Below are 16,899 nucleotides of genomic sequence, written 5' to 3'. Positions count from 1 at the left end.
GTGGTGTCCGTCCTCGGTCTGGCGCGGAATCGGTCGACTCGAGAAGCGGGGGGTGTTGACGCGCCAGCCGCTGCGGGCGGACACCACCGCCCCGTCCCCTCCCCGCCGCGTGCGTGCGCGCCACGCCCACGGTCCGCTGCGCTTGCGCGCCGCGGGCAGCCCGGTCCGCTTACACGGCAGTGGACCGGTGTTCAGGGCAGGCGCGGCTTCGGGTCAGGGCGTGTGCTCGGGCTTCTCCGGGGTGACATCCGGTGGTGGTGGAGCCGTTGGCCTCAGTTTCAGCCAGAGGAGGAACAGCAGGCCCAGGATCAGCATGCCGAGGCCGGTCCAGAGGTTGATGTTGACGCCCTCCGCCTTGTCGATGTCCGCGTCGGACGCCGTGAGGCCCGCGATCGTGACGATGACGCCGTACACGACGAACAGGCCGCCGATGATGCGACGGATGTCGAAGAGGCGTGCCGCGGTGGTGGACTTGGTCTCCAGCTCGGTGATCTCCCGCTGGAGTTCCCGCTCGGAGAAGTGTTCGGACATGGTCTTTCCATTCTCCCGCGATCAGAACGAGAAGGGGATGTAGCAGACGGCGGCCAGGATCACCGCGCCCCAGCCGAGCAGCGCCGGCTTGCGGTACCAGGCCTCGTCACCCGGCGCGGGCGGCTCCGCCATGCCGGGCGAGCGGGTGCCGTAGACCAGGCCCTGGAGTTCGTCGACGGGCTTGGGGGCGGTGAAGAGGCTCACCGCGACCATGACGACCGCGCCCGCGACGAAGCCCGCGATCGCGGAGACGAAGTTGGCGCCCTGGTCGGAGGGGATGTCGATGATGCCCTGCTTGTAGATCCAGAAGTAGTTCACCATCGCGGCCGTGGTGCCCGCGATCAGGCCCCAGAAGCCCGATTTCATCGACGCCCGCTTCCAGAACATGCCGATGATGAAGACGACGAACATCGGCACGTTGAAGAAGGAGAACAGCGTCTGCAGGTAGCTCATGATGTTCGAGAACGAGGACGCCAGGAACGCCGTGCCGATGGAGGCCAGCACGCCGATCGCGGTGATCAGGCGGCCGAACTTCACGTAGTAGGTGTCCTCGCGGTGCTTGACCACGTACTTCGCCCAGATGTCGGTGGTGAACACCGTGTTGAAGGAGGAGACGTTCGCCGCCATGCCCGCCATGAACGCGGCCAGCAGGCCGGTCACGGCGATGCCCAGGACGCCGTTCGGGAGCAGTTGCTGCATCAGGTACGGGATGGCGTCGTTGTACTGGTAGCCGGACTCGGGGGTGCCGAAGCGGGGGATCAGCGCCGCGGCGACCAGGCCCGGGATCATCACCAGGAACACGATGAAGATCTTCGGGAACGCGGCGATCAGCGGGGTGCGCTGCGCCGCGGAGAGGTTCTTCGCGGACAGGGCGCGCTGCACCTCGGCGAAGTTCGTCGTCCAGTAGCCGAAGGAGAGGACGAAGCCGAGGCCGAGGACGATGGTCAGCCAGTTGGCGCCGAGCGGGTTGTCGCTGCCGATCCCGGTGCCGCCCCAGGCGGTCATGAAATCGGCGCCGTGTGATTCCGTGAGCTTGTCGGACAGGCCGTCCCAGCCGCCGACCGTCTTCAGGCCGAGCACGGTGATCGGGATGAGGGCGGCGAGGATCACGAAGAACTGCAGCACCTCATTGTAGATCGCGGAGGACAGGCCGCCGAGGGTGATGTAGGCGAGCACGAAGAAGCCGGCGACCACGATCGCCACCCACTCCGGCCAGCCGAGGAGGGCCTCCACGACGATCGCGAGGGCGTAGAGGTTGACGCCCGCGATGAGGATGGCGGCGAAGGCGAACAGGATCGAGCTGAGCAGGTGCGCCGCCTTGTCGAAGCGCAGGAGCAGGAACTCGGGGACCGAGCGGACCTTGGAGCCGTAGTAGAACGGCATCATCACCAGGCCCAGGAAGACCATCGCCGGGATGGCGCCGATCCAGTACCAGTGCGTGGTGTAGACGCCGTACTGCGCGCTGTTCGCGGCCATGCCGAGGATCTCGGTGGCGCCGAGGTTGGCGGCGATGAAGGCCAGACCGGTGACCCAGGCGGGCAGCGAGCGGCCGGAGAGGAAGAAGTCGAGGCTGGTCTTGACCGAGTGGCGGGCGGCGAAGCCGATGCCCAGGACGACGACGAAGTAGATCCCGAGGATCGTGTAGTCGAGCCAGTTGGTCGGCAGTCGCAGCTCGGCCGCCAGGTGGGTGGGGGGTGGGAAACCTGTGGGGGTCTGCATGAGTACTCGCTTCGTTGCGCGAACCGATACCTCGCGGAACCTACGCCTCCGCGTTCAGGAAATGAAGGCTTTTGTTGGTGGGCTTTGTTGGATTGTGATGTTGACGGGTGTGGTGAGTTGTGTTTTGGTATGTTGAGTTCTGTTGAACACTGCGGCTCGAATGGAGCGTCCGGCGTGAAGAAGACCTCGACCCGACTGGCCGACGGTCGCGAGCTCATCTACTACGACCTCAGTGACGACACCGTCCGCGACGCGACCGACCGCCGGCCGCTGGACGCCACGGTCACGACGTCGGAGATCCGCCGCGATCCGCTGCTGGGGGACAGCGTCGCCGTCGCCTCCCACCGCCAGGGCCGCACGTACCACCCGCCGGCCGACGAGTGCCCCCTGTGCCCGTCCGAGGGCGAGCGGCTCAGCGAGATCCCGGACTCGTCGTACGACGTGGTCGTGTTCGAGAACCGTTTCCCCTCGCTGGCCGGGGACTCCGGCCGCTGCGAGGTCGTCTGCTTCACCTCCGACCACGACGCCTCCTTCGCCGACCTGAGCGAACAGCAGGCCCGGCTGGTCCTGGAGGCGTGGACCGACCGGACCTCGGAGCTGTCGCATCTGCCTGCTGTTGAACAGGTGTTCTGCTTCGAGAACCGGGGTGCCGAGATCGGCGTCACCCTCCAGCACCCGCACGGGCAGATCTACGCCTACCCCTTCACCACGCCCCGCACCGCCCTGATGCTGCGCCAAGTGGCCGCGCACAAGGAGGCCACGGGCGGGGAGAACCTCTTCGACGCCGTGCTGGAGCGGGAACTCGGCCAGGAACGGGTCGTCCTGGAGGGTGAACACTGGGCGGCCTTCGTGCCGTACGCGGCGCACTGGCCGTACGAGGTCCACCTGTACCCGAGGCGCCGCGTGCCCGACCTGCTCGCGCTCGACGAGGCGGCCCGCACAGAGTTCCCCCAGGTCTATCTGGAACTGTTGAGGCGCTTCGACCGGATCTTCGGTACGGGTGAGCCTCCGACGCCGTACATCGCCGCCTGGCACCAGGCGCCGTTCGGCACGCTGGAGGAGTTCGACGGCGTCACACGCGACGACTTCGCGCTCCACCTCGAGCTTTTCACCATTCGCCGCACTTCCGGCAAGCTGAAGTTCCTCGCGGGTTCCGAGTCCGGCATGAACGTGTTCATCAACGACGTGCCGCCGGAGCGCGCGGCCGAACGACTGCGGGAGGTAGCGAGTTCATGAGCGGGAAGTACCTGGTCACCGGCGGTGCGGGGTATGTCGGCAGTGTCGTCGCCCACCATCTGATCGAGGCCGGAGACGAGGTCGTCGTCCTCGACAACCTCTCCACAGGCTTCCGCGAGGGCGTCCCCGCGGGCGCGTCCTTCATCGAGGGCGACATCCGTGACGCCGCCAAATGGCTGGACCCTTCGTACGACGGCGTGCTGCACTTCGCCGCGTTCTCCCAGGTCGGCGAGTCGGTCGTGAAACCCGAGAAGTACTGGGACAACAACGTCACCGGCACCATGGCACTGCTCGGCGCGATGCGCGAGGCGGGTGTGCGCACCCTGGTGTTCTCCTCCACGGCGGCGACCTACGGCGAGCCGGCCGAGGTCCCGATCGTCGAGTCCGCCCCGACCGCCCCCACCAACCCCTACGGCGCCTCCAAGCTGGCCGTCGACCACATGATCAGCGGCGAGGCGGCGGCCCACGGGCTGGGCGCGGTGTCGCTGCGCTACTTCAACGTGGCGGGCGCGTACGGCGCCTACGGCGAGCGGCACGACCCCGAGTCCCACCTGATCCCGCTCGTTCTCCAGGTCGCCCAGGGCAGGCGCGACGCCATCTCCATCTACGGCGACGACTACCCGACGCCGGACGGCACCTGCGTACGCGACTACATCCACGTCGCCGACCTGGCCGAGGCGCACCTGCTCGCGCTGAAGGCGGCCACCCCCGGCGAGCACCTGATCTGCAACCTCGGCAACGGCAACGGCTTCTCCGTCCGCGAGGTCGTCGAGACGGTCCGTCAGGTCACCGGCCATCCCGTCCCCGAGGTGGTCGCACCCCGCCGGGGCGGCGACCCGGCGGTCCTGGTGGCCTCCGCCGGCACCGCCCGCGAGAAGCTGGGCTGGAACCCGTCCCGCACGGACCTCGCCGGGATCGTCGCGGACGCGTGGGAGTTCGCGCAGCAGCGCGCCAACTAGGACTTGATGAAGGGTCAGGGCATGAGCGAGACGGTCGCAGCGCAGTTCGAACAGCTGTACGGGGCTGCGCCGCACGGGGTGTGGGCGGCGCCGGGCCGCGTCAACCTCATCGGCGAGCACACCGACTACAACGACGGCTTCGTCATGCCGTTCGCGCTGCCGCACACCGCGGTCGCCGCGGTCGCACGCCGTGACGACGGCGTGCTGCGTCTGCACTCCGCGGACGTGGACACGCCGGTCGTGGAACTGACCGTGGACGCCCTCGCCCCCGAGTCGGACAAGAACTGGACCGCCTACCCGGCGGGCGTGGTGTGGGCCCTGCGCGAGGCCGGCCATCCCGTGACCGGCGCGGACATCCACCTGTCCTCGACGGTCCCGTCGGGCGCGGGCCTGTCCTCCTCGGCCGCCCTGGAGGTGGTCGTGGCCCTCGCCCTGAACGACCTGTTCTCCCTCGGCCTGCGCGGCTGGCAACTGGCCCGCCTGTGCCAGCGCGCGGAGAACGTCTACGTCGGCGCGCCGGTCGGCATCATGGACCAGACCGCCTCGGCCTGCTGCGAAGCCGGCCACGCGCTGTTCCTCGACACCCGCGACCTCTCCCAGCGTCAGATCCCCTTCGACCTGGCGGCCGAGGGCCTGCGCCTGCTGGTCGTCGACACGCAGGTCAAGCACAGCCACAGCGAGGGCGAGTACGGCAAGCGCCGCGCCGGCTGCGAGAAGGGCGCGGCACTGCTGGGCGTCGACGCCCTGCGCGACATCCCCTACGCCGAGCTCGACGCGGCGCTGGCCCGGCTGGGCGACGAGGAGGAGGTCCGCCGCCTGGTCCGCCACGTGGTGACGGAGGACGAGCGGGTCGAACGCGTCGTCTCCCTCCTGGAGTCGGGCGACCCCCGCGCCATCGGGCCGGTCCTGGTCGAGGGCCACGCGTCCCTGCGCGACGACTTCCGTATCTCCTGCCCCGAACTCGACCTGGTGGTGGACACGGCCCTCGCCGCCGGCGCCCTGGGCGCCCGCATGACCGGCGGCGGCTTCGGCGGCTCGGCGATCGTCCTGGCGGAGACCGCCGACGTGGAGGGCATCACCAAGGCGGTGGAAGAGGCCTTCGCCGCGGCCCGCTTCACCGCGCCCCGCACCTTCGAGGCGGTCCCGTCGGCGGGGGCGCGGCGGCTGCGCTAGCGGACACCCCCTAGAACCCCCCTAGGACACCCCTAGGACCCCCTAGGACAGGCCCTGGCTGCCCAGTCGTTTGACCAGGGTGTACTCCGTGATTCCCGGGGGGTAGTCGGGGATCACGCACACCACGTCGTAGCCCTGCTTCCGGTAGAACTCCGGGGCCTGGAAGTCCCACGTCTCCACGCGGGCCGAGGTGCAGCCGCGTTCGGTGGCGGCGAGGCGTTCGGCCTCGGCCAGCAGGCGGGTGCCCAAGCCCGTGCCGCGGTGGGGTTCGTCGACCCACAGGTAGGTGACGTGGAGCCAGGTCGTCCAGGTGTGGCCGACCAGGCCGCCCGCGAGGTCGCCGGAGGTGTCCGAGGCCCACACGTGCAAAGGGGACTCGCGTTCGTCGGGGGTGCCGCGCAGGGCGCGCAGGACGGGGGAGGCCGCCGTGTTGGTGTCCCGCAGCCGCCTGCGGAGCAGATCACGTCGGGCCTTGTCGACTTCTGTCTCCAGACGAAACATGCGGCTCACCATAAACGGGCCAGGTCCGCCAGTTCTGCAAATAACCTTCCGCTCCCCGCCCCCGCCCGTACCCTGATGAACAGTGCCGGTGGGGGCCGGTGAGCGATCCCCTGCTCTGGGAAAGAGCTCGGGGAAGGGGGTTTCGTGGTTCGCATCCGAGTCCTGGTCGTCGACGACCATCGCATCTTCGCCGAGTCGCTGGCCGCGGCACTGGCCGCGGAGCCCGATGTCGAGGTGGCGGCGGCGGGCAGCGGCCCGGCCGCCCTGCGCTGTCTGGAGCGGGCCGCCGCCGAGGGGCGGCGGTTCGACGTCATGCTCGTCGACGCCGATCTGGGTGGCAAGGTGCCGGGCGGCCGGCCGGCGGCGCCCGTGCAGGACGGCGACGAGGACGGCCTCGTCGACGGGATGGCGCTGGTCGCCGGTGTGCGCCCGGCCCAGCCGCAGGTGCGGATCGTCGTGCTCGCCGAGAAGGACGACCCGCGCCGGGCCGCCCTCGCCCTGCAGGCCGGCGCCTCCGGATGGGTGGCCAAGGACTGCTCGCTGAACCGGCTGCTGACCGTCATCCGGGGCGTGCTGCGCGACGAGACGCATCTGCCGCCCGCCCTGCTCACCGGCGTCCTGCGCGAACTGACCGCGGCCCGCAAGCACCGCACCGAGAGCGAGCGGCTGGTGGAGTCGCTCACCCCGCGCGAGCGTGAGGTGCTGCGCTGCATGGTGGCCGGGCTGGGCAGGAAGGCCGTCGCCGAGCGGCTGTATCTGTCCCCGCACACCGTGCGGACGCACATGCAGAACGTCCTCGGCAAGCTCGGGGTCCACTCCACGCTCGCCGCCGTCGCCCTCGCCCGCCGTGCGGGAATCGGGCCCGTCGACCTATCCGGGGATGTTGTCGAACGGGGCGGTCAGCTGGCGTAGCAGGGCGGCGAGCTCGCTGCGCTGGGCGCGGGAGAGTTCCGCGAGGATCGCCCGCTCCTGGTCCAGCAGCCCCGCCAGGGACTGGTCGGCGCGGTCGCGTCCCTCGTCCGTGAGCCGGACCAGCACCCCGCGCCGGTCGCTGGGGTCGGGCAGCCGCTCCACCAGGCCCTTCTTGGCGAGGCGGTCGATGCGGTTGGTCATCGTGCCGGACGTGACCAGCGTCTGGGTGAGCAGCTGTCCCGGCGAGAGCTGATACGGGGTGCCCGCGCGGCGCAGTGCGGTCAGCACGTCGAACTCCCAGGGCTCGAGACCGTGCTCTGCGAAGGCGAGCCGGCGTGCCCGGTCCAGATGCCGGGCGAGTCTGCTGACCCGGCTGAGCACCTCGAGCGGTTCCACGTCGAGGTCCGGGCGCTCCCGGCGCCACGCTGCGACCAGCCGATCGACCTCGTCCTCCATGGCGATCAGTGTAGTGGTTGTGTCGACGTGAAGTCTCTTGATGTCAAGTCTCTTGACGTCGAGTATTTCTTCGCCCAGGCTGGGTAGGCGTCCACCGCCAGCCCATCGGGAGGCCCCATGCCCGTCACCCCCACCTGGGACCCCGCCCAGTACCTGCGCCACGCCGGCCCCCGCACCCGGCCCTTCACCGACCTCCTCGCCCGTATCCCCGACCCGCCCGCCCGGTCACCGCGCATCGCCGACCTCGGCTGCGGCGCGGGCAACGTCACCGCCCTGCTCGCCGAACGCTGGCCCACAGCGCGCATCACCGGCTTCGACAACTCACCCGCGATGCTCGACAAGGCCCACGTCGACCACGCGGGTCCCACAGCGGGCGGCGGGTACCTCGACTTCGCCCACGCCGACGTCCGCACCTGGACGCCCGAGGAGCCGTACGACCTGATCGTCAGCAACGCGACCCTGCAGTGGATCCCGGGGCACGCGGAACGCTTCCCCGACTGGATCGCCGGGCTGACCCCCGGCGGCACCTTCGCCTTCCAGGTCCCCGGCAACTTCGACGCCCCCAGCCACACCCTGATGCGCGACCTCGCCCACCGCCACGGTCTCCACGACACCCTGCGCCACACCGACGCCGTGCACACCCCGCAGGACTACCTGGCCCGCCTCACCGGCCTCGGCTGCACGGCCGACGTCTGGGAGGCGACATACATCCACCTGCTCCAGGGCGAGGACCCGGTCCTGGACTGGGTCAAGGGCACGGGCCTGCGCCCCGTCCTCACCGCCCTCGCCGACGACCCCGCGGCCCGGGACGCCTTCCTGGAGGAATACCGGGCCGCCCTGCGCGAGGCCTATCCAGCGGGCCCCCACGGCACGGCGTTCCCCTTCCGCCGTGTCTTCGCCGTCGCGCACAAGCCCGCGGAGCACGCCGAGGACGCGGAGGACGCGGAGAACTCGGAGCACACGACATGATCACCGCCCTCGATCACGTCCAGCTCGCCGCGCCTCCCGGCAGCGAGGACCTCCTTCGGGCGTACTACGTCGACGTCCTCGGCATGACTGAGATCCCCAAGGCCCCCGTGCTCGCCGCCCGCGGCGGCTGCTGGTTCCGGGTGGGGGCCGTCCAGCTGCACCTGGGCATCGAGGACGCCTTCCGCCCCGCGAAGAAGGCGCACCCCGGCATCAGGGTCACCGGCATCGACGCGTACGCCGCCCGCCTGACCCGCCACGGTGCCCCCGTCACCTGGGACGACCACCTACCGGGCCACCGCCGCTTCTACTCCGAGGACCCGGCCGGCAACCGCCTGGAGTTCCTGGAGCCCGTCCGGGACGCGTGATCAGGGGAGGCGGGGAGGTTCGAGCAGTGCGGCCACTCGGCCCTGGTCGGTGAGAGCGATGGTCTCCCGAGAACTGGCGACGCGGTGAACCAGGTCGTCGAGCCGTGCGGCGGCCTCATCGACGGGGACACACCTCGCGCCCCGCGCAGTCACGTCAGTCGTGTCCGCAGGGTTCCACAGCCGGCATCCAAGTGCCCGGGAGTCAACTCTTTCGGTGCCCGATCAGCCGCGGTTTCGGTTCCAGGCCGTCCAGGCCGTGCCACGCCAGGTTCACCAGGTGGGCCGCCACCTCCGCCTTCTTCGGCTTGCGGACGTCCAGCCACCACTGGCCCGTCAGGGCGACCATCCCGACCAGCGCCTGCGCGTACAGCGGGGCCAGCTTGGGGTCGAAGCCGCGGGACTTGAACTCGCGGCCCAGGATGTCCTCCACCTGGGTCGCGATGTCCGAGATGAGCGAGGCGAAGGAGCCCGTCGACTGGGGGATGGGGGAGTCGCGGACCAGGATGCGGAAACCGTCCGTGTACTCCTCGATGTAGTCGAGGAGAGCGAAGGCCGCCTGCTCGCACAGCTCGCGGGGATGACCGGCCGTCAGCGAGCTCGTGACCATGTCCAGCAGACGGCGCATCTCGCGGTCCACCACCACCGCGTACAGCCCCTCCTTGCCGCCGAAATGCTCGTACACCACCGGCTTGGAGACCCCGGCCTTCGCCGCGATCTCCTCCACCGACGTGCCCTCGAAACCCTTCGCCGCGAACAGCGTGCGGCCGATCTCCAGCAGCTGTTGCCGGCGCTCCGCACCAGTCATCCGGGTCCGGCGCGTGCGCCGCGGCTTGTCATTGCTCGGGGTGCTGCTGGAGTCGGTCGCCACGGCGACCATCATGCCGCCTCGACGGTCTCCTTCCGGCGCCGGGAGCCGTCATCCGTGGTGTTGCGGCGCGAATCGATACGCGAGCGTGACGGCCACCGCACGTCGTACGCCCAGCCCAGCTGCTCGAACCAGCGGATCAACCGCGCACTCGAATCGAGCTGCCAGCGCTCCACACCGTGCCGCGCCGACGTCGGGTCGGCGTGGTGCAGGTTGTGCCAGGACTCGCCGCACGACAGGATCGCCAGCCACCACACGTTGCCCGAGCGGTCCCGCGACTTGAACGGCCGCTTGCCGACCGCGTGGCAGATCGAGTTGATCGACCACGTCACGTGGTGCAGCAGCGCCACCCGGACGAGCGAGCCCCAGAAGAAGCCGGTGAACGCGCCCCACCAGGACATGGTGACCAGACCGCCGATCAGCGCCGGCAGCACGAGCGAGACCGTCGTCCACAGCACGAACTGACGGGAGATCGCCCGCATCGCCGGGTCCTTGATCAGATCCGGCGCGTACTTGTCCTGCGGCGTCTGCTCCTCGTCGAACATCCAGCCGACGTGCGCCCACCACAGGCCCTTCATCAGTGCCGGAACCGTCTCCCCGTACCGCCACGGCGAATGCGGGTCGCCCTCGGCGTCGGAGAACTTGTGGTGCTTGCGGTGATCGGCCACCCAGCGCACCAGCGGCCCCTCGACCGCCATCGACCCCGCGATGGCCAGCGCGATCTTCAGCGGCCGCTTGGCCTTGAACGAACCGTGAGTGAAATGCCGGTGGAACCCGATGGTGATGCCGTGGCACCCGAGGAAGTAGAAGAAGACCAGCAGACCGAGGTCCAGCCAGCTCACCCCCCAGCCCCACGCCAGCGGCACCGCCGCCAGCAGCGCCAGGAACGGGACGGTGATGAAGAGCAGCAGCGTGATCTGCTCGATGGAACGCTTGCGCTCCCCGCCCAGCGTGGCGGACTGCGCGGCGTCGTCGTCGGACCGTGATGTCTTCGGGGCTTCTTCGATCACATCGGAGCTTGAGGTCATGCGTGTCCCCTGTGGGGTATGCGGATTGGGGTGATGCCGGGCTACCGGGACCGAGCGGAAGTCCCTACGGTTCCGTAACCTACGGCTTCGTAAGTATGGCAGTGCGTCGCCCGGCGGCAAGAGCCCGTGAGCCTGCGCGTCCCGGCCGACACCTATCCTGGGAGTCGGTCGGACAGCGCGGTCCGCTCGGAATACTTCCCGGACGCCCCGGCCCGTATGCGGCCCCCGCCGCGCGAGACGCCGTTCGGGTACCCCTCCCAGATGAGCTTCAACACTGCAAGGAGCCGCACCTGTGAGCAGTGCCGACGACCAGACCACCACGACGAGCACCGAGCTGCGTGCCGACATCCGCCGACTGGGTGACCTCCTCGGGGAGACCCTTGTCCGGCAGGAGGGCCCGGAACTGCTCGACCTCGTCGAGAAGGTCCGCCGCCTCACCCGAGAGGACGGCGAGGCCGCCGCCGAGCTGCTGCGCGGCACGGAACTTCAGACCGCGGCCAAGCTGGTCCGCGCCTTCTCCACCTACTTCCACCTGGCCAACGTCACCGAGCAGGTGCACCGCGGCCGCGAACTGCGCGCCCGCCGCGCCGCCGAGGGCGGACTGCTCTCCCGCACCGCCGACCGGCTCAAGGACGCCGACCCCGAGCACCTGCGCCAGACCGTGCAGCACCTCAACGTCCGGCCCGTCTTCACCGCCCACCCCACCGAGGCCGCCCGCCGCTCCGTCCTCAACAAGCTCCGCCGCATCGCCGCCCTCCTCGACACCCCCGTCCTCGCCTCCGACCGGCGGCGCCTGGACACCCGGCTCGCCGAGAACATCGACCTCGTCTGGCAGACCGACGAACTGCGCGTCGTCCGCCCCGAGCCCGCCGACGAGGCCCGCAACGCCATCTACTACCTCGACGAACTCCACGCCGGCGCCGTCGGCGACGTCCTGGAGGACCTGACCGCCGAACTGGAGCGCGTCGGCGTCAAGCTCCCCGACGACACCCGCCCCCTCACCTTCGGCACCTGGATCGGCGGCGACCGCGACGGCAACCCCAACGTCACCCCCCAGGTCACCTGGGACGTCCTCATCCTCCAGCACGAACACGGCATCAACGACGCCCTGGAGATGATCGACGAACTGCGCGGATTCCTCTCCAACTCCATCCGCTACGCCGGCGCCACCGAGGAACTCCTCACCTCCCTCCAGGCCGACCTCGACAACCTCCCCGAGATCAGCCCCCGCTACAAGCGCCTCAACGCCGAGGAGCCCTACCGGCTCAAGGCCACCTGCATCCGGCAGAAGCTGGAGAACACCAAGCTCCGCCTCGCCAAGGGCACCCCGCACGAGCCCGGCCGCGACTACCTCGGCACCAGCGAACTCCTCGCCGACCTGCGCATCGTCCAGACCTCCCTGCGCGAACACCGCGGCGGGCTCTTCGCCGACGGCCGCCTCGCCCGCACCATCCGCACGCTGGCCGCCTTCGGCCTCCAGCTCGCCACCATGGACGTCCGCGAACACGCCGACGCCCACCACCACGCCCTCGGCCAGCTCTTCGACCGGCTCGGCGAGGAATCCTGGCGGTACGCGGACATGCCCCGCGACTACCGGACCAAGCTCCTCGCCAAGGAACTCCGCTCCCGCCGCCCCCTCGCGCCGACCCCCGCGCCCGTGGACGCGGCCGGCGAGAAGACCCTCGGCGTCTTCCAGACCGTCAAGCGCGCCCTGGAGGTCTTCGGACCCGAGGTCATCGAGTCGTACATCATCTCCATGTGCCAGGGCGCCGACGACGTCTTCGCCGCCGCCGTCCTCGCCCGCGAGGCCGGCCTGATCGACCTGCACGCCGGCTGGGCCAAGATCGGCATCGTGCCGCTGCTGGAGACCACGGACGAGCTCAAGGCCGCCGACACCATCCTCGAGGACATGCTCTCCGACCCGTCCTACCGGCGCCTCGTCGCGCTCCGGGGCGACGTCCAGGAAGTCATGCTCGGCTACTCGGACTCCTCCAAGTTCGGCGGCATCACCACCTCGCAGTGGGAGATCCACCGGGCACAGCGCCGCCTGCGCGACGTCGCCCACCGCTACGGCGTCCGCCTGCGCCTCTTCCACGGCCGCGGCGGCACCGTCGGCCGCGGCGGCGGCCCCACCCACGACGCGATCCTCGCCCAGCCCTGGGGCACCCTGGAGGGCGAGATCAAGGTCACTGAGCAGGGCGAGGTCATCTCCGACAAGTACCTCATCCCCTCCCTCGCCCGGGAGAACCTGGAACTGACCGTCGCCGCGACGCTGCAGGCCTCCGCCCTGCACACCGCGCCCCGCCAGTCCGACGAGGCCCTCGCCCGCTGGGACGCCGCCATGGACGTCGTCTCCGACGCCGCCCACACCGCGTACCGGGGGCTCGTCGAGGACCCGGCCCTGCCGTCCTACTTCCTCGCCTCCACGCCCGTCGACCAGCTCGCCGACCTGCACCTCGGCTCCCGGCCCTCCCGCCGCCCCGGCTCGGGCGTCTCACTCGACGGCCTGCGCGCCATCCCGTGGGTGTTCGGCTGGACCCAGTCCCGGCAGATCGTCCCCGGCTGGTTCGGCGTCGGCTCCGGACTCAAGGCCCTGCGCGAAGCCGGCCTCGACACCGTGCTCGACGAGATGCACGAGCAGTGGCACTTCTTCCGCAACTTCATCTCCAACGTCGAGATGACCCTCGCCAAGACCGACCTGCGCATCGCCCAGCACTACGTCGACACTCTCGTCCCCGACGAGCTCAAGCACGTCTTCGACACCATCAAGGCCGAACACGAGCTCACCGTCGCCGAGGTGCTGCGCGTCACCGGAGAGAAGGAACTGCTCGACGCCCAGCCCGTCCTGAAGCAGACCTTCGCCATCCGCGACGCCTACCTGGACCCCATCTCCTACCTCCAGGTGGCGCTCCTCAAGCGCCAGCGCGACGCGGTCGCCGCCGGCGAGCAGCCCGACCCGCTGCTCTCCCGCGCCCTGCTGCTCACCGTCAACGGCGTCGCCGCCGGACTCCGCAACACCGGCTGACCCGGCTCCCCCCAACACACACCGGTGCCCCCGCGCTCACCACGAGCACGGGGGCACCGGCACATCTCACCTACGGCGTCACACCACCACGAACGCCGCCGTCAGCAGCGCCACCCCCGACCCGGCCAGCAGCCACGCCGCCCGCGTCCTGCGCAGCCCGCCCGCCACCACCACCGACGCCAGCAGCAGCGCACCGCCCATCGGCACCCACGCGTACAGCACCCCGCCCGGCCCCGACCGCACCGCCTGCGTACCGCCCGGCTTCAGCACCACCGCGTACGTCTCCCCCTCCGCGACGGCCACCGAATCCTCCAGCACCACCCGCCCCCGCGGCTGCGACCCCGCCGACACCGGCGTATACGGGCCCGAGCACGTCCCCCCGCCGCACCGCGTCACCTCGACCGCGCCCCGCTCACGGCCCTTGGTCAGCATCACGTGCTGCGCCGAGCCCCAGGACGCCCACACACCGGCGATCAGGATCAGCACGGTCACCGTGCCCATCGCCGCGACCCGTCCGAAAGAGAGCACCGCAGAAGGCATGGCCGCGATCCTTGGCCATGGCTGCGCGCTCGGTCAACTCGCCCGGGGGACAAGTCAGGAGTTGTACGTACTCTGCGCCCGCTCAAGACCGTCGATCACCAGACACTCCACCGCGTCCGCCGCCCGGTCCACGAAATAGTCCAGCTCCTTGCGCTCCGCCGACGAGAAGTCCTTCAGCACGAAGTCCGCCACCTGCATCCGCCCCGGCGGACGCCCGATCCCGAACCGCACCCGGTGATAGTCCGCCCCGAAGGCCTTCGTCAGCGACTTCAGCCCGTTGTGACCGTTGTCCCCGCCACCCAGCTTCAGCCGCAGCGTGCCGTAGTCGATGTCCAACTCGTCATGGATCGCCACCACATGCGCCACCGGCACCTTGTAGAACTCCCGCAGCGCGTTCACCGGCCCGCCCGACAGGTTCATGTATGACATCGGCTTCGCCAGCACCACCCGCCGGCTCCCCGGCCCCGGCGGACCGATCCGGCCCTCCACCACCTGCGCCTGAGCCTTCCCCGCACGCTTGAACCGGCCGCCGACCCGCTCCGCCAGCAGATCCGCCACCATGAACCCCACGTTGTGCCGGTTCCCCGCGTACTCGGGCCCCGGATTGCCCAGCCCCACGATCAGCCACGGAGCCGCCGCATCCGTCGTCACGTCACACTCTCCTCGATACGCGCCAGCCGCTGCCCCCGACGGGAACAGCGGCTGACGAACAAACGACGACGGCGAGGATCAGGCCTCGGCGGCCTCTTCGCCCTCTTCCTCGGCACCCTCGGGCGCCTCCTCCGCCTGCGCGGCCAGCACCTGCAGCACCACGGTCTCACCGTCGACCGTCAGCTTGGTGCCCTGCGGCAGCGTGATGTCCTTGGCCTGGACCGAGTCACCGGCCGACAGACCCTCGATGGAGACGGTCACGTTCTCCGGGATGTGCGTGGCCTCGGCCTCGACCGGCAGCGCGTCCAGGACGTGCTCCAGCAGGTAGCCACCCGGGGCCAGCTCGCCCTCGGTCTGCACCGGGATGTCGACCTGGACCTTCTCGCCGCGCTTCACCAGCTGCAGGTCCACGTGCTCCAGGAAGCCCTTCAGCGGGTCACGCTGCACGGCCTTCGGGATCGCCAGCTCGTTCGACTTGCCGTCGATGTCCAGCGCGATCAGCACGTTCGGCGTACGCAGCGCCAGCAGCAGCTCGTGGCCCGGGAACGTCAGGTGCAGCGGGTCCGAACCGTGCCCGTACAGCACACCCGGAACCTTGTTGTCACGACGGATACGACGCGCGGCACCCTTGCCGAACTCGGTACGCGTCTCGGCGGAGATCTTCACCTCGGACATATTCACTCCTCGAAGTCAGAAACGGACGTGGTCACCCGGCCACGAACGGCCTGCTACGAAGAGCGCGTCGATTACGGACCGCCGTACCCACGCCTTTCGAGTAATTCGAAGAGACGAGTACGGCCTCCCTCGCCGAGCAACTGCAGCAGTCTACTCGGACCAGGAGGCCGCACCCAAAACGATCACCGCAGCCCTGGACGGGCCGGGTTGCAGAACCCTTACTGCTCGTCGAACAGGCTCGTCACCGAACCGTCCTCGAACACCTCACGCACCGCACTCGCGATCGTCGGCGCGATCGACAGCACCTTGATCTTGTCCAGGTCCTCGCTCAGCTCACCCGGCGTCGGCAGCGTGTTCGTGAACACGAACTCACTCACCCGCGAGTTCTTCAGCCGGTCCGCCGCCGGACCCGACAGCACACCGTGCGTCGCCGTCACGATCACGTCCTCCGCACCATGCGCGAACAACGCGTCCGCAGCGGCGCAGATCGTGCCACCGGTGTCGATCATGTCGTCCACCAGCACACACACGCGGCCCTTCACCTCACCGACCACCTCATGCACGGTGACCTGGTTCGCCACGTCCTTGTCCCGCCGCTTGTGCACGATCGCCAGCGGCGCACCCAGACGGTCGCACCAACGGTCCGCCACCCGCACACGACCCGCGTCCGGAGACACCACCGTCAGCTTCTCCCGGTCCACCTTCGCACCCACGTAGTCCGCGAGGAGAGGAAGAGCGAACAGGTGGTCCACCGGACCGTCGAAGAAGCCCTGGATCTGATCCGTGTGCAGATCCACCGTCAGCAGCCGGTCCGCACCCGCCGTCCGCATCAGATCCGCGATCAGACGCGCCGAAATAGGTTCACGACCCCGGTGCTTCTTGTCCTGCCGCGCGTAACCGTAGAACGGCACGATGACCGTGATGGACCTCGCCGACGCACGCTTCAACGCGTCGATCATGATCAACTGCTCCATGATCCACTTGTTGATCGGCGCCGTGTGGCTCTGGATCAGGAAACAGTCGGCACCACGAGCCGACTCCTGATACCGCACATAGATCTCACCATTGGCGAAGTCGAAGGCCTTCGTCGGGACAACCCCGACACCCAGCTGCTGGGCGACCTCCTCGGCAAGCTCGGGGTGGGCGCGGCCGGAGAAGAACATCATCTTCTTCTCGCCGGTCGTCTTGATCCCGGTCACAGCACTTTCTCCTCAGAGGTCGTCACAGCTGGGCGTGTCCAGAAACCTCTCAGCCGACTCGCGAGAGGCCATCTCAGCTGGTGGGGGTGCGGGTG

General features: G+C 69.7%; 17 protein-coding genes. 7 read left to right on the top strand and 10 right to left on the bottom strand.

All coding sequences use genetic code 11. From position 1 onward, the window contains the following. Window positions 1-213 precede the first annotated feature (213 nt). On the bottom strand, window positions 214-531 hold the full coding sequence (locus tag AB0412_RS32705) for a hypothetical protein (RefSeq protein WP_366406226.1): 318 nt from the start codon (window positions 529-531) through the stop codon (window positions 214-216). A gap of 21 nt (window positions 532-552) precedes the next feature. Continuing rightward, entirely contained in the window at window positions 553-2,250 is a 1,698-nt protein-coding gene (locus tag AB0412_RS32700; protein ID WP_366406225.1) for a sodium:solute symporter family protein, read from the bottom strand. Window positions 2,251-2,424: 174 nt separating this feature from the next. On the opposite strand from AB0412_RS32700, the gene galT reads away from it, so the two are divergent. Genes galT through galK form a run of 3 tightly spaced genes read left to right on the top strand, consistent with a single transcriptional unit; the run spans window position 2,425 to window position 5,618 of the window. Further along, window positions 2,425-3,486: a galactose-1-phosphate uridylyltransferase gene (galT, locus tag AB0412_RS32695; protein WP_366406224.1), complete on the top strand. Its 1,062-nt coding sequence runs from the start codon at window positions 2,425-2,427 to the stop codon at window positions 3,484-3,486. Continuing rightward, window positions 3,483-4,445 (top strand): UDP-glucose 4-epimerase GalE, encoded by a 963-nt coding sequence (galE, locus tag AB0412_RS32690; protein WP_366406223.1) that lies wholly within the window; start codon window positions 3,483-3,485, stop codon window positions 4,443-4,445. Before galT ends, galE begins: the two co-directional genes overlap by 4 nt. 21 nt (window positions 4,446-4,466) lie before the next feature. After that, on the top strand, window positions 4,467-5,618 hold the full coding sequence (gene galK / locus AB0412_RS32685; protein ID WP_366406222.1) for a galactokinase: 1,152 nt from the start codon (window positions 4,467-4,469) through the stop codon (window positions 5,616-5,618). Between the two features lie 42 nt (window positions 5,619-5,660). Here galK and AB0412_RS32680 read toward each other — a convergent pair whose 3' ends face one another. After that, on the bottom strand, window positions 5,661-6,131 hold the full coding sequence (locus AB0412_RS32680) for a GNAT family N-acetyltransferase (protein ID WP_366406221.1): 471 nt from the start codon (window positions 6,129-6,131) through the stop codon (window positions 5,661-5,663). 132 nt (window positions 6,132-6,263) lie between these two features. Between AB0412_RS32680 and AB0412_RS32675 the strand changes: the two genes are divergently transcribed. After that, window positions 6,264-7,031, top strand: coding sequence for a response regulator transcription factor (locus AB0412_RS32675; protein WP_366406220.1), 768 nt, complete (start codon window positions 6,264-6,266; stop codon window positions 7,029-7,031). Here AB0412_RS32675 and tamR read toward each other — a convergent pair. Continuing rightward, complete coding sequence (gene tamR / locus AB0412_RS32670; protein WP_366406219.1) at window positions 6,990-7,487, bottom strand: MarR family transcriptional regulator TamR; 498 nt, start codon at window positions 7,485-7,487, stop codon at window positions 6,990-6,992. The genes AB0412_RS32675 and tamR overlap by 42 nt on opposite strands. A gap of 117 nt (window positions 7,488-7,604) precedes the next feature. On the opposite strand from tamR, the gene AB0412_RS32665 reads away from it, so the two are divergent. Both AB0412_RS32665 and AB0412_RS32660 read left to right on the top strand, forming a co-directional pair. Beyond that, on the top strand, window positions 7,605-8,456 hold the full coding sequence (locus tag AB0412_RS32665) for a trans-aconitate 2-methyltransferase (RefSeq protein ID WP_366406218.1): 852 nt from the start codon (window positions 7,605-7,607) through the stop codon (window positions 8,454-8,456). Further along, a complete protein-coding gene (locus tag AB0412_RS32660; RefSeq protein WP_366406217.1) occupies window positions 8,453-8,821 on the top strand; it encodes a VOC family protein in 369 nt (122 codons plus the stop codon). The genes AB0412_RS32665 and AB0412_RS32660 overlap by 4 nt, the downstream gene beginning before the upstream one ends. Window positions 8,822-9,023: 202 nt before the next feature. Here AB0412_RS32660 and AB0412_RS32655 read toward each other — a convergent pair whose 3' ends face one another. Beyond that, window positions 9,024-9,701 (bottom strand): TetR/AcrR family transcriptional regulator, encoded by a 678-nt coding sequence (locus AB0412_RS32655; protein ID WP_260825772.1) that lies wholly within the window; start codon window positions 9,699-9,701, stop codon window positions 9,024-9,026. Next, entirely contained in the window at window positions 9,698-10,714 is a 1,017-nt protein-coding gene (locus AB0412_RS32650) for a fatty acid desaturase (RefSeq protein WP_366406216.1), read from the bottom strand. The genes AB0412_RS32655 and AB0412_RS32650 overlap by 4 nt, the downstream gene beginning before the upstream one ends. Before the next feature lie 292 nt (window positions 10,715-11,006). Between AB0412_RS32650 and ppc the strand changes: the two genes are divergently transcribed. Continuing rightward, the gene (ppc, locus tag AB0412_RS32645; RefSeq protein ID WP_366406215.1) at window positions 11,007-13,739 is read left to right on the top strand and encodes a phosphoenolpyruvate carboxylase; all 2,733 of its coding nucleotides are present in this window, start codon (window positions 11,007-11,009) and stop codon (window positions 13,737-13,739) included. A 78-nt stretch (window positions 13,740-13,817) separates the two neighbouring features. Here ppc and AB0412_RS32640 read toward each other — a convergent pair whose 3' ends face one another. The 4 genes from AB0412_RS32640 to AB0412_RS32625 all read right to left on the bottom strand — a co-directional run bounded on the left by AB0412_RS32640 (window position 13,818) and on the right by AB0412_RS32625 (window position 16,804). Further along, window positions 13,818-14,279: a hypothetical protein gene (locus AB0412_RS32640; RefSeq protein WP_366406214.1), complete on the bottom strand. Its 462-nt coding sequence runs from the start codon at window positions 14,277-14,279 to the stop codon at window positions 13,818-13,820. A 54-nt stretch (window positions 14,280-14,333) separates the two neighbouring features. Continuing rightward, window positions 14,334-14,930 (bottom strand): aminoacyl-tRNA hydrolase, encoded by a 597-nt coding sequence (gene pth / locus AB0412_RS32635; RefSeq protein ID WP_366406213.1) that lies wholly within the window; start codon window positions 14,928-14,930, stop codon window positions 14,334-14,336. A 78-nt stretch (window positions 14,931-15,008) separates the two neighbouring features. Beyond that, the gene (locus AB0412_RS32630; RefSeq protein ID WP_366406212.1) at window positions 15,009-15,605 is read right to left on the bottom strand and encodes a 50S ribosomal protein L25/general stress protein Ctc; all 597 of its coding nucleotides are present in this window, start codon (window positions 15,603-15,605) and stop codon (window positions 15,009-15,011) included. 218 nt (window positions 15,606-15,823) lie between these two features. Beyond that, window positions 15,824-16,804 (bottom strand): ribose-phosphate diphosphokinase, encoded by a 981-nt coding sequence (locus tag AB0412_RS32625; RefSeq protein WP_366406211.1) that lies wholly within the window; start codon window positions 16,802-16,804, stop codon window positions 15,824-15,826. Between the last annotated feature and the right edge of the window lie 95 nt (window positions 16,805-16,899).

Source organism: Streptomyces sp. NPDC052012 (genome assembly GCF_040689265.1).
GTDB lineage: Bacteria > Actinomycetota > Actinomycetes > Streptomycetales > Streptomycetaceae > Streptomyces.
This window is presented reverse-complemented; position numbering and strand designations above follow the sequence as displayed.